Source organism: Carnobacterium maltaromaticum DSM 20342, from assembly GCF_000744945.1.
Lineage (GTDB): Bacteria > Bacillota > Bacilli > Lactobacillales > Carnobacteriaceae > Carnobacterium > Carnobacterium maltaromaticum.
On sequence record NZ_JQMX01000001.1, the window covers coordinates 344,613 to 357,397 of the forward strand.

General features: G+C 34.5%; 16 protein-coding genes. 15 read left to right on the forward strand and 1 reads right to left on the reverse strand.

Annotated elements, in window-relative coordinates:
- Positions 1-172: 172 nt before the first annotated feature.
- The 13 genes from BR77_RS01610 (at position 173) to BR77_RS01670 (ending at position 11,549) form a co-directional block, all read left to right on the forward strand.
- Positions 173-517 (forward strand): DUF1492 domain-containing protein, encoded by a 345-nt coding sequence (locus BR77_RS01610; protein WP_015076634.1) that lies wholly within the window; start codon positions 173-175, stop codon positions 515-517.
- A gap of 334 nt (positions 518-851) precedes the next feature.
- Positions 852-1,376, forward strand: a complete 525-nt coding sequence (locus tag BR77_RS01615) for a phage major tail protein, TP901-1 family (protein ID WP_015076633.1) — start codon at positions 852-854, stop codon at positions 1,374-1,376.
- Between the two features lie 79 nt (positions 1,377-1,455).
- Complete coding sequence (locus BR77_RS01620) at positions 1,456-1,890, forward strand: tail assembly chaperone (RefSeq protein ID WP_010052967.1); 435 nt, start codon at positions 1,456-1,458, stop codon at positions 1,888-1,890.
- 83 nt (positions 1,891-1,973) lie between these two features.
- On the forward strand, positions 1,974-2,207 hold the full coding sequence (locus tag BR77_RS01625; protein ID WP_010052968.1) for a hypothetical protein: 234 nt from the start codon (positions 1,974-1,976) through the stop codon (positions 2,205-2,207).
- Between the two features lie 21 nt (positions 2,208-2,228).
- Positions 2,229-3,821 carry a phage tail protein gene (locus BR77_RS01630; protein WP_015076631.1) on the forward strand — a complete coding sequence of 531 codons (1,593 nt, stop codon included), beginning with the start codon at positions 2,229-2,231 and terminating at the stop codon, positions 3,819-3,821.
- Positions 3,821-4,765: a phage tail domain-containing protein gene (locus BR77_RS01635; protein WP_016356483.1), complete on the forward strand. Its 945-nt coding sequence runs from the start codon at positions 3,821-3,823 to the stop codon at positions 4,763-4,765. Before BR77_RS01630 ends, BR77_RS01635 begins: the two co-directional genes overlap by 1 nt.
- Before the next feature lie 2 nt (positions 4,766-4,767).
- The gene (locus tag BR77_RS01640; protein WP_015076628.1) at positions 4,768-5,871 is read left to right on the forward strand and encodes a siphovirus ReqiPepy6 Gp37-like family protein; all 1,104 of its coding nucleotides are present in this window, start codon (positions 4,768-4,770) and stop codon (positions 5,869-5,871) included.
- A 7-nt stretch (positions 5,872-5,878) separates the two neighbouring features.
- Positions 5,879-6,949 carry a phage tail fiber repeat family protein gene (locus BR77_RS01645; protein WP_015076627.1) on the forward strand — a complete coding sequence of 357 codons (1,071 nt, stop codon included), beginning with the start codon at positions 5,879-5,881 and terminating at the stop codon, positions 6,947-6,949.
- A gap of 166 nt (positions 6,950-7,115) precedes the next feature.
- Positions 7,116-7,703, forward strand: a complete 588-nt coding sequence (yihA, locus tag BR77_RS01650) for a ribosome biogenesis GTP-binding protein YihA/YsxC (protein ID WP_010052977.1) — start codon at positions 7,116-7,118, stop codon at positions 7,701-7,703.
- Positions 7,704-7,836: 133 nt separating this feature from the next.
- Positions 7,837-9,225, forward strand: a complete 1,389-nt coding sequence (gene hemA / locus BR77_RS01655) for a glutamyl-tRNA reductase (RefSeq protein ID WP_016356482.1) — start codon at positions 7,837-7,839, stop codon at positions 9,223-9,225.
- Positions 9,222-10,517: a glutamate-1-semialdehyde 2,1-aminomutase gene (hemL, locus tag BR77_RS01660; RefSeq protein ID WP_015076624.1), complete on the forward strand. Its 1,296-nt coding sequence runs from the start codon at positions 9,222-9,224 to the stop codon at positions 10,515-10,517. The genes hemA and hemL overlap by 4 nt, the downstream gene beginning before the upstream one ends.
- A gap of 27 nt (positions 10,518-10,544) precedes the next feature.
- On the forward strand, positions 10,545-10,865 hold the full coding sequence (locus BR77_RS01665) for a nucleoside triphosphate pyrophosphohydrolase family protein (protein ID WP_010052981.1): 321 nt from the start codon (positions 10,545-10,547) through the stop codon (positions 10,863-10,865).
- A gap of 111 nt (positions 10,866-10,976) precedes the next feature.
- Positions 10,977-11,549, forward strand: coding sequence for a GNAT family N-acetyltransferase (locus BR77_RS01670; protein ID WP_015076623.1), 573 nt, complete (start codon positions 10,977-10,979; stop codon positions 11,547-11,549).
- Positions 11,550-11,601: 52 nt separating this feature from the next.
- On the opposite strand, the gene BR77_RS18950 is transcribed toward BR77_RS01670, so the two are convergent.
- The gene (locus BR77_RS18950; RefSeq protein ID WP_016356481.1) at positions 11,602-11,751 is read right to left on the reverse strand and encodes an SPJ_0845 family protein; all 150 of its coding nucleotides are present in this window, start codon (positions 11,749-11,751) and stop codon (positions 11,602-11,604) included.
- 154 nt (positions 11,752-11,905) lie between these two features.
- On the opposite strand from BR77_RS18950, the gene BR77_RS01675 reads away from it, so the two are divergent.
- Positions 11,906-12,361, forward strand: a complete 456-nt coding sequence (locus BR77_RS01675; protein WP_010052983.1) for a CopY/TcrY family copper transport repressor — start codon at positions 11,906-11,908, stop codon at positions 12,359-12,361.
- 27 nt (positions 12,362-12,388) lie between these two features.
- Entirely contained in the window at positions 12,389-12,604 is a 216-nt protein-coding gene (locus BR77_RS01680; RefSeq protein ID WP_010052984.1) for a copper ion binding protein, read from the forward strand.
- Positions 12,605-12,785: the final 181 nt, after the last annotated feature.

Consider the following 12,785-nt stretch of genomic DNA (forward strand, 5'->3'; position numbering starts at 1 on the left):
AAGCCTTATATTGTTGACTTTCAATTGATTAAAATAAAAAAATAAAAAAACTTCAATTACTCATTTTGGGTAATTGAAGTTTTTTTTGTTGCTTATCGAACAAATGTTCGTTACAATGGAAATAGAAATAAAGAGATAACCTCTAATCTCAATATGATGAAGTGGTGATAAAATGGGAGAAGTTTATGTAAAGCAACAAAGTAAAAAATTGGTTGATGAGCGTTTAAGAAATATCCCCAAACTAACGGCAATGGTTAAGCTCTCTGAACGAGTAATTGCTGAACCGGCGTTAAAAAAGCGTTTGGAAGAAGCTAAGCTTGAGCTAGAGACAATTAAGGCAACGATATCTTCGTTGCCAGATGAACTGCAAAAAGATATTTTAACCAAGCGTTACATTGTTCAAAACAAGTATGAAACAGACATTCAAGTTTACATGGAGTTGAATATGAGTGAATCTTATTACTATCGCTTAAAAAAAGATGCATTTGAATTATTAAGTTTTTTATGGGGGTTTTAAACCTAAAAGTGTTACTTAGTTTAATGGGAAAATTGATTAAATAAAAAAGAGTTATTTTGATTTTACTTTCAGAATAGCTCTTTTTTGCTGTTTAATAAATAGAATTAGAATTTTAGATAGGGAATCATAAGTTATTTGAAACAGTCTTTTAGACAGTATTAAAAGGAAGTCGAAAGAAGACTGACAGAGATTATAAAGATTGAAAGAAGGAAAAATGACGAAACAAGAGGGAACGTTCGTTCGCTTAGGTTGTATACTAAGGATGTTGAAAGGCAAGTAAGACTTCCTAACAACAAAGATTTATAATCTAAAAAAAAGAAAGAAGGAATGTAAAATGACAGTACAACCAATTGAAGGGAAGAAAGTAGTTTATTTAGTCCAAGCAACAAACGCAGCAAAAGGAGCAAAAGCATTACTTCCTGGTTTCCAGACAGAAGGAACATGGACACGTGAACATGAGGCTTTAGATGAACAAACAAAGTCAGGACGTATTTTAGGATATGGGGCAAAGACTGAAACGTTTGAATTAACTCTTTATTCAGCACCAGGGGATGCAGGGCAAGAAGCAATTGCCAATGCATATGACAATGAAGAACAAGTTAAAGTTTGGCGCGTTGAATTACAGCAAAATACTGATGGTTCATATCCTGCTCGTTTTGGTTATTCAATTATTCAAAGTGTGGCAATTTCAGATGCAGATAGTTTTGCAGAGTTAACAGTTACTTTACCAGTAATTGGAAAAACCCAACCAGGAACGTTAACGGATATTCCAGAAGAATTAATTAATCTAGCTTTATATGGTTTTGAAAATCCAGGAGAAAAAACTGGTGAGCTAGGTGAAGAAGCAGCAAAAGAATAGTACTGAGTATCTCGACTAGTAGGATACGTATGTTTCTACTAGTCAAATTAAAAGTTAGCAACTAGAAAGAAGGAATTAGATGTTTACCATTGATATTAATGAAAAAGCTTATGAGGTTAAGGGGAATTTACGTTTTGCTCGAGACATTGAGACGTATTTATCAACTAAGAAAGATGGCATCAATCAGCTAAATGGTTTGGCACTATTATATATGGGACTACAAAGTGATTCAATTAATGCCTTGTTAAATTTTCTATATTACGGCATTAAAACGTCAGAAAGACCCAGCATGGATCAAATTGAAACAGCACTTGATAAGCTGCTAGAACAAGATGAGGAAGCGCTAGATGTGCTGTTTTTAAAAGCAGTAGGTGTCATGGAACTAAGCGGTTTTTTCGCAAAAACAAGAAAAACAGTAATGGAAAATTTGAAGAAGGAAGCCAGCAACAAAGAACTAGTAAAACAGATGGAACAAAAACGCAAGAAAGCCATTTCTCTACTCTCAAAATTATAGAAACTTGTTTTCAATATGGAGTAAGTTCTATCGATGATATTTTAGAATTAAGTATTGCTGAATATGAAGCTGCAATTAAAGGAATGCAACTCAGAGTAATAGACAGTTATGAGATGATGGCTAAATCAGCTATGGCCAATCGCTATGCCCATCATGCAAAGCAAGCGAAGGAGCGTAAAATTTTCGATAAAGAAAAAGCTCTGAGAAGTCTAAGTGTAGGAAGTCATGAAAATAAACTTAATCCAAATTTAATCAGTAATGCAAGTCGTGCTTTGAAATACTATGAGGTGAAATTTATAGCAGATGCACAAGTATAAAAACTAGAAAGGAGGAACAGTATGGATATGAATTTATCTGGTATGTCAGGTAATTTAAATGATATCTTAGGAACTGTCGGACTTATTCAAGATGATTTTTCCGCATTGTCAGGTACTATAGGGCAATTAATGGAACCGTTCGGAGCTGTCCATTCTGCGGTTGAAGATATTAAAAATTCTGCCGGTTCAATTGGGGATATTTTTAGTGGAGATATTGGAATTATCGATGGATTGTCAGGAGCATTTAGTGGTGTTGTCAGTAGTGCTGAGAATATATCAGGTGCTCTATCAGGTTTTTCGGAGATTAAAGGGACCTTTACAGATCTTCAAGAGATGTTGAGTGTGACGGGAGCAGATTTTAGTGATTTAGGCGGTTTAATGTCATCTATTCCCAAGCCAAATTTTTCAGCGATTTTACCTTTATTAAGCACGCTTGGAACTGGAGCAATGGCAGCAGCTGCAAGTGTCTGGGCATTAATTGCACCATTTTTGGCGATTGCATTGCCAATCATTGCAGTCGTTGCAGGAGTGGCATTGCTAATGAATCACTTAGGAATATTTTCAGATATTAGCAAAGTATTTAGTGGAGATATGTCATTAGGAGAATTTTTTATTACCTTAAAAGATAAATTGTTTGGTTTTGTTTCAGGGATTATTGAAGCAGTTCCACAAATTATAGAAAATGGAAAAAATTTAATTATAGGCTTTATTAAAGGGCTTTCTGAGAAGATTCCGGAAGTTATTCAATCTGGTATTGAAATGTTAACTAATTTTGTTAGTACAATCATTTCAGCAGTTCCAGGGTTAATTCAAGCAGGAATTACGCTATTAACAAATTTTATAAGTGGGTTAGTGACGATTATTCCGACTATTTTAGCGACAGCATTAAGTTTGATGGTTGGTTTTGTTGCGATGATTATTAGTGCAATTCCAAACTTGATTGCTGCAGGTATTCAGATTTTAATCGCTTTAATTGGAGGGATTACTTCTATGATTGGAAATTTATTGAAAATTGGTGGCGATTTTATTTCTACGATTATTTCAGGGATTGCAACTGTTATCGGGCAACTTAAAGATAAAGGTGCTGAAATATTCAACAAGTTAAAAGATGGTATTGTTGAAAAAATGGCAAGCATGTTGGATATCGGAAAAAATATTATTCAAGGTTTAATAGATGGTGTGGGAGCTATGAAAAATGCTGTGGTTAACAAAATTAAAGAAATTGGAAATAGTATGTTAGATGGAATTAAAGGTCTTTTTGGTATTAAATCACCTTCGAGAGTAATGAAAGGTATTGGAGGATATATGTCGATTGGATTAGCAAACGGGATTGAGAGTGAGTCTGATAAAGTTAAACGTGCTACTGATCATTTAGCAGAAGCAGCAATGATAGATCCAAAAGATCTTAAAATGAAGATGTCAGATATGCGCAGCTTATCTAAACCTTTGTCTTTTTCAAATATGATTGATACTCAAGGGTTAGAGGCAAGCAATAGTAACCGTAAAATGATTAGCAATCAGCAAACGATTCAATTTAATCAGCCTATTGCACGACCTTCTGAATTGCTGCGTAAAATGCGTCAAGCGAATCAAGAAATGGGGTGGAACATGTAGTGGAGTGTGAAATTTATAATCAAGTACTTGGTCAAAAATTAATGATTAAGGACTATATAACTGAAACTTTTGCCACTGATGGCAATCCGAAAGGGAACTATTTTTTATTAAAACTAGATGGATTGGGTGAAGTTCAAGCAGATCGACATACGATGGATGCTCATGGAGACGGAAGTATCTATATCAATTCTAATTTGGCAGAGCGAGAACTTCAAATCGAATTAGTTATTTTAGCTGATGAAAGTAAAAATATGGAAGAATTACGTCGAGAAATCAGTAAAATAGTCAATCCAAAAGCTGGTTTACTAGAGTTAAGATATAAAGAAGAGCAAAAGACGTATCGAATCAATGTTGCTAGTGACCATGTTCCAACCTTTACAACTGAAGATTATTTAGGAAAAAAAAGACAACGAGTGACACTAACATTAGTTGCCTCAGATCCTTTCTGGTATGCAGAAAATTCTGAGGTTCATTATTTATCTAATTGGCAACCCAATTTAGAGTGGGAGCTAGAATTTCCATTAACTGAAAATAAAGACTTAGGTATCGAGTTAGAAACCTTTCTAAAAGATGGACTAGTTACCTTAGAAAATGATGGTGATGAGTTCACGGGTGCAATTTTTTTGTTAAGCGCTAGTAGTGATGTGTTGAATCCTGAAATCATTCGTATCATGCCAGATGGGTCAAGTACGCAGAAAATGAAATTACTGACGAGTATGAAAGCTGGTGATAGAATCCGAATTTCAACTATTTCGGGTCAAAAACGAGTTGAAAAGTGGTCAGATGATAGGCAAAAATGGCTAAATATTTTTAATACATTAACTATGGATAGTACTTTTATACAATTAGATGTTGGAGAGAATTATCTACGTTCTACAGCCGCGACTCATAGCGATCAATTAGAAATTAAGGTTCAGTATGAATCACGTTACGTGGGGGTATAAATATGATTTTATGGGTATTAAATCAAGAGTTGGAGCGTATTAATGGAATTGAACAATTTAGTAGTTTTATTCTAACAAAGCGATATTCAGTACCAAGTGAATTTGAGTTACATCTGCCAATGACGGAAGAAAATCTGCAATTAATTCAAGATAATCAATTATCATTAGGAAATATTTTAATGAAAGAGTCAGAATTAGTTGGTTATTTAATTGAAGAAATGAATTCAAATTTTGAAAAAAATGGTGGAGAGATTGTTATAAAAGGGCGCGATTTAAGGGTTTATTTAGATCGAAGGATTATTCTAGGTGAAAAAGCTTATTTTGGAACACCTCAAAAATTAATACATGATTGGTTGGAGAGTTGTGTCATAAACCCTAAAGATAATCAACGCAAAATGAAGCAGTTTAAATTGGGCGATTTTCCAAATTCGACACGAACAATGTCGGTGGAATTAAAATATACGAATTTATTAGAATCTATTTCAACGTTGTGCCAAGAATTAGAATGGGGTTTTTCTGTTGAGATAGAATTGAGTACTAAGCAATTAGTTCTAACCATATATGAAGGTGTAGATCGTACTAATGGCCAATCAAAAAACACAAAAGTTTTATTTTCACAGGATTTTGAAAACATTTTAACCCAATCAGTTATAGTTAATAATTTGAATTTAAAAACGACAGCTTTAGTAGAATCGCAATGGGAAGAGCAGAAATATTTATTAGAAGTAGCAAATTCCACATCAGACATTTTGCGAAGAGAAATCTATGTTGATGCTAAAAATATTGGACAATCTACTGAAGAAGATAAATTAACTGAAACGCAACAAAAAGAGTTAGTCAAACAAGTAGGAACGAAAGAGTTGTTAGACTTCCAGATCATTCAAACTGTTGAAGCAGATGTTGTAATGAATGGTTCTACTCGTTATCAAAAGGACTTCATGTTAGGTGATCGAGTCACAATTCTATCAGAGAGTTTAGGATTAGAACTAGATACAAGGATTGAGACTGTGGAAGAAGTTTACGAAGAACGAGGATTGGAAATTCGATTGTCATTCGGCAATCAAGTACCGACATTGGTTGATAAAATTAGAAAGAAAGTGAAGTGATTGAGAGATGGAACAAGGCTTATTTTTCCCTTCTAAAAACGGGGATCGTAAATACAAAGCAAGTGATTTTACAGGCTATTTTTCCCATTTATTTTCAAACGGTGTATTTAGTAATAATAGTGAAAATTTACAGGTACTAGCTTCTAAAACAAATGGATTAGCAGTAGTAGTTGGAGCTGGTTATGGAAATATTAACGGTTATCTGTATCAATTGACAGAAGCTAAAACGATTGTCTTTAAAGTAGCCGATGTTTCTGGAACGGCTAAAAAAGGTGCAGTTGTCTTACGAATGGACTTAAATGAACGTTTAATGAGTGTGGAGACAAAAGGAACGACTGAGTTGACGCGAACAAATTCGATTTATGAATTGATGTTAGCGGAAGTATCGATTCCTGGTGGTGGTTTGCCAATTACTCAGAGCATGATCAAGGATACGAGAGGGAATGGTGAATTATGTGGCTATGTTAGCTCGCTAATTGATATTGATCCAACAACCTTATGGCTACAGTTTGAAGCAGACTGGAAAAAATGGTTAGAAGATATTAAAGATTTAATCGATGAAAATGAAGCTGCTAAATTAGCATTGGCTATTGATGAATTGAAAAAGAACTTAAACACGCATCTAAGTAATGAAAGTATCCATATTACAAATGTGGAACGAACAAATTGGAATAATAAAGCAGCAGCTTTACACAGCCACTCAATTAGTCAAATTACTAATTTACAAACAGAATTAAATCAAAAAGAAGCTAAAGTTAGTGACTCTGGTTGGATAAAAGCGGTAACTTCTGGAGTGACGCATAATGCCAATCAACCATTTTCTTACCGTAAAATTGGGAATAGAGTTGAGTTTCGTGGTGGTGGTAATTTTCCAATAGCAGGTGGTTATACCTTTTTGATTATGCCGAGTGGTTTTTATCCAAGTCAAGAATATAGAGCGTCAGCTACAGTACAAGATAGTGATACAACGAAAAAATTTATTTTCCAAGTATTAACAAATGGAACTTGTAAGATAATTCATAATACGGTTTCTTCAAATATAGTTTGGATGGATGGGCAACACTATTATGTTGATTAATAAAATATGTTTTAGTCTTAATAAATAACAAAAACGGAATTACCACTAAATAGATGGTAATTCTGTTTTTTGTTTATGTTTTTTTATTTTTATGAAAGAATATCTTATCTTGTTTTTTTATGTTAAAATGGTAAAAGAATTTAGAATAGAGATGGAGATTAAAAAAATGGATGTGCATAAAGCCGATATCGTAATAAGTGCAGTCGCACCTGCTCAATACCCAAGCACAGGTTTGCCAGAGATTGCTTTAGCAGGTCGTTCTAATGTAGGGAAATCATCGTTTATTAACCGAATGATTAATCGAAAAGGATTAGCTCGGACGTCTAGTAAGCCTGGGAAAACACAAACTTTAAACTTTTATATTATTCAAGATCAATTTTATTTTGTTGATGTACCTGGTTATGGTTATGCTAAAGTATCAAAAACTGAACGTGCTAAATGGGGGCAAATGTTAGAAACCTATTTAACAAAACGTGACACATTGAAAGCCGTATTATCTGTTGTTGATTTGCGACATGCTCCAAGTAAGGAAGATGTCCAAATGTATCAATTTTTGAAATATTATGATTTGCCTGTAATTGTAGTTGCTACAAAAGCCGATAAAATTCCACGCAGTAAATGGAATAAGCATATCAAGATTGTCAAAGATACGTTAGAGTTTGATAAAAACGATGAATTTGTGATGTTCTCATCAGAAACTGGCGAAGGAAAAGATGAGGCTTGGCGTTTGATTGAGAAGTATTTAGCTTTATAAAAAGTTGACTAGCCAATAATCAAAGGTCAGGAAAGATTAGAAAAACAATTAAGATTTTTCTTAGTTGTTTTTTTCTGGTATTTAACTTAAAAATACAGCGGGTTACAGTAGCTAGTCATAGGAGTGAGTAAAGTTGAAAATTTTATTGTATGGCGTGAGTCATCAAACAACACCGATAGAAATAAGAGAACGGTATACAATTAAAGAGGACGATGTGCCAAAACAATTAACCGAAATTAAAGCTTTTAATGGGGTTAGCGAAGTAGTTATTTTAACGACATGTAACCGAACTGAATATTATTTATATATAGATCAAACTGAATTTATGCATGGTGACATGTTGCGTTATATTGGAGAGTATACTGGTTATGACGTATCTGATGTGATCTCAACAAGTTATGGAAAGTCAAATAGCGATGTTGCAACTCATATTTTTAAAGTTGCAACAGGTCTAGATTCATTAATGGTTGGGGAAACGCAAATATTAAGTCAAGTCAAATTTGCTTTAAAAAATGCACAGGAAGTGGCAACAGCAGGTCCAATTCTAAGCTCGCTTTTTAACAAGGCTGTTTCATTTTCTAAACGAGTACATACTCACACGAAAATTGATCAACTTTCTTTTAATCCGAGTACGGCAGCAGTAGAGCTCTTAAAATTAGAGTGGGAAAATTTAAAAGAAAAAAGAATTTTACTTTTAGGTGCGGGTAAAATGATTCGTTTGGCAGCAAAATCATTGTTGGAAAATGGAGCACAGCATATCACGGTAGTTTCGAGAAATAGTTTGAAAGCAGAGGCATTTGCCCATGATATGAATGAATGGGTCCAAACTAACTATCATCCTGAAAAGTTAAAGCGTTATGTATATTCCGCTGAATATGAAAATTTACCCATGGCTTTAGCTGGAGCAGATGGTGTAATTGTAGCAACGAAAGCGTCAGAATATATTGTTACAACAGAGAGTATTATTAAAATGCAGGCGATTAGAAGTGGCTCAGTTAAAGAATTATGTCTGATTGATTTAGCGGTTCCAAGGAACGTTGACCCTGACCTAAATTTAGTTAAAGGGATTCGTATTTTTGACATGGATCAAATAGCTGTGCAAATTGATCATTTTAAAGAAGAGCGGGAAAAAATAATTAAAGGTATTTTAGCGGATATTGATGAAGCTGTAATTAAGTTTAATCGTTGGTATAAAGAGCGCCGCGCAGTTCCTTACATTTATCAAATTAGAAAAGATACGATGGCAATTAGAGAGAAGACAATTGATAGTTTAGCTAAGAAATTACCTGATTTAGATGCTAGAGAAATGAAGTTGATAGATAAACATATGCAAAGTGTTGTGAATCAATTGATTAAAACTCCGATTCAATCGATGAAAGAGTTTGCTCGAATGAACCCAAGTAAGGATATGAATGATGCACTGGAACTATTTGTTCGTTCAATTGGTTTAAAACAAAGTGAAGAACAGACAGAAGTCCCAATCGAAGACTTACAACTGTTAGAAAAGGAGGGCGATTTATGAGGTCGACAGAACATTCAGAAGCGATTTTTAGTGAAGCTGTTGAATTAATGCCGGGAGGGGTGAGTAGTCCTGTCCGAGCGTTTAAATCCGTAGATGTACCCCCAATCGTCATGGATCATGGAAAAGGTAGTCGAATTGTGGATGTTGATGGAAATAGTTATATTGATTATGTATTATCATGGGGTCCACTGATTTTAGGCCATGCAGAGCCACATGTTGTTGCTGCTATTCAACAAACAGCTAGCTTAGGAACTAGTTTTGGAGCACCAACGTTAATGGAAAATAAGTTGGCTAAATTAGTCATTGAACGAGTCCCCTCAATCGAGATGATTCGCTTTGTTAATTCTGGAACAGAAGCAACTATGAGTGCTTTACGTTTGGCTCGTGGTTACACTGGTCGAGATAAGATTTTAAAACTTGAAGGAAGTTATCATGGACATGATGATGCTCTCCTAGTAAAGGTTGGTTCAGGGGTAGCAACATTAGGTTTGCCAGATTCTCCAGGTGTTCCGAAAAGTACAACAAGCAATACGTTAGTGGCGCCTTATAATGACAGTGAGGCTGTTAGAAGGATTTTTAAAGAGTATCAAGGCCAAATTGCTGCTGTAATTGTTGAGCCGGTAGCAGGCAATATGGGAGTTATTCCACCTGTTCCTGGTTTCTTAGAAACAGTCCGAGAGGTAACGACAAAAGATGGTGCATTGCTTATTTTTGATGAAGTAATGTCGGGTTTTCGAGTTGGGTATTATTCTGCGCAAGGGCATTATTCTGTTACCCCAGATTTAACCTGTTTAGGAAAGGTGATTGGTGGTGGAGTTCCTGTTGGTGCATATGGCGGACGACGTGATATTATGGAACATATGGCGCCAGCTGGAAGTGTTTATCAAGCGGGGACGTTATCGGGAAATCCTTTAGCCATGGCAGCAGGTTATGCAACTTTAAGTAATTTATACGAAGCCGATTATACTCATTTTGAGAAATTAGGAGATGCGTTAGAAACAGGAATTGCTAAACTCAGTTTGAAATATAACCTGCCAATTACAGTTAATCGTGCGGGCAGTATGATTGGTTTGTTTTTTAATTCAGGACCTGTCTCTAATTATCAAGAAAGTAAAGCGAGTGATACTGAATTTTTCGGGAATTACTATCGTGAAATGGCTAATCGTGGCATCTTTTTACCTCCTTCTCAGTTTGAAGGTTTGTTCTTGTCTAAGGCACATACGCTTTCGGATATTGAAGAGACACTGGTAGCAATGGATGAAAGTTTTACTGCATTAATTATGAATAAATAGCTTGATTGGAAAAGGAGTTAGATTAATATGGAGTTTAATGATTATCAAAAATTAGCAAATAGAACCTTGTATGGCAATGAACAGGTGTTGACAAATTGTGCATTGGGAGTTGCTAGTGAAACTGGTGAAGTTGTTGACTTAATTAAAAAATATACGTTTCATGGGCATGATTTAGATAAAAAGGCGTTAACGAAAGAATTGGGAGATGTTCTTTGGTATTTATCACAAATTGCTGAATGGGCTGATATCCCATTTGAAAATGTTGCAACCCAAAATATTGAAAAACTAGAAAAGCGTTATCCAAATGGTTTTTCAAAAGAAGCGAGCCAAAATCGAGTAGACGATTAATATGTTCTTATTTGCTTAGCAAAGTTGTGTAATCACTTTGCTAAGCTTTTTCTTGTTTAGAAAAATGAATCATGCTAAGATAATAGAAATATACATTGGGAGTGAATTACCATGTTAAGTGAAAAAGAATTTTTTAAAAAGCAAAAAATTTATCAAACAAATCGTTTGAAGTTGAGGCAATTTAAGGTCGATGATGCTGACTCAATGTATACATATACAAGTAATCCTAATGTTGCAAAATATTGTAGTTGGCCTGTATATCAAACGATTGAAGAAGCTCAGAAATATATCCAATTTATATTAACTTGTTATGAAAAACAAGTTCTAGCGCCTTGGGCAATTGAAATTGTAGAAACAGGCGAAATGATTGGAGCAATTGATTTTGTCAGTTGGTCAGATATGCATGAAAATGTTGAGGTTGGCTATGTGATTGCCGAAGAACACTGGGGAAAAGGCTATGTTACTGAAGCTTTTAGCAAGTTAATCCAAATTGCTTTTGAAGAGATTAACGTGCATCGACTAACAGCTAAATGTTGTTCTGTAAATCAAGCTTCTGCAGCGGTAATGAAGAAAAATGGTCTCTTTTTTGAAGGTAAAACGCGAGAATCTTTTTACAAAGATCAGCAATTTTATGATATGGATCATTATGGAATGGTGCGAAATGACTATTTTGCTAGAGTATAAACACAAACGAACTGAAAGTAACAGAAGTCTAGCTACTTTCAGTTCGTTTGTGTTATTTTTTTTTATCTTCTGTTTTTTTAGCCTTAGTTTTTTTATCATCATCTTTTTCGTCGTCTTCCTTACGTTTTTCAGGTTCAGGCTCGACTGCAAAGCGACTAAATAAATCATCTAAGTTTGTTTCAGTTTTATGTGTTAATCCCATCGGTATATCCCCTTTCATCTTTCTTTTATCTTAGCTGATTTTAAGTGAAAAAGCTAGCAGGATATTTTGATGTAGCATGAAGAATACTTGACAAAAACAGATTACAGTTGTAAACTCTAAGTAGATTACTTATGTAAACGAAAAGAGGGATTAAATGACAACTGCTGAAAAAGTCAAGATTAGTGATGCTGAATGGGAAATTATGCGCGTAGTTTGGTCAAAAAAACAAGCTTCTAGCCAAGAAATTGTTTCGGTGTTGGCAACAAAAATGGATTGGAAACCGGCGACGATAAAAACCTTAATTGGGCGTTTAGTGAAAAAAGAATTGTTAACAACAGAGGCAGATGGAAATCGTTTTATATATCGAGCTAATGTTTCTGAAACGGAAAGTGTAAAATCAGCAACAGAAAGCCTATTTGCTCACGTATGTAGTAAAAAAGTAGGATCAACGATTGGAAATTTAATTGAAGAAGCACAATTGTCTAAGTCAGATATACAAATGTTGGAAAAACTAATTCAATCAAAAAAAGCAACAGCAGTAGAAGAGATTGTTTGCAATTGTGTGCCGGGTCAGTGTGAGTGCCAGGAGCACCAAAATGTCACTATCTAAAATGATAAAAATCGGAGTGTGTGTATAATGGAAACGATTAAATTCAAAGTAACTGGAATGAGTTGCGAACATTGTGTGAAAAGAGTAGAAGAATCGGTTTTAACAATTAATGGCGTTGAAAAAGTGAAGGTTCATTTAAAAAAAGGAATCGCTAAAGTGAAATACAATCAGCAACTTGCTACCCCAGCTAAAATTAATGATGCAGTGATTGCTGCTGGTTATGAAGCATCGATAGTTGAATAAAAAAAGTTGGATCAAAGGTACAATCCTTGGTCCAATTTTTTATTCGCTTTTTTTATACATTTATTTTTGTATGCAAACGCTATATGTGCATAAAAAGTAAAAAAAATGGGTTTTTTTGGCTTTTATATAGCATAAATATTCTTTTTCTGCTATTATTTATACAAGATAGAAATTAGACGAG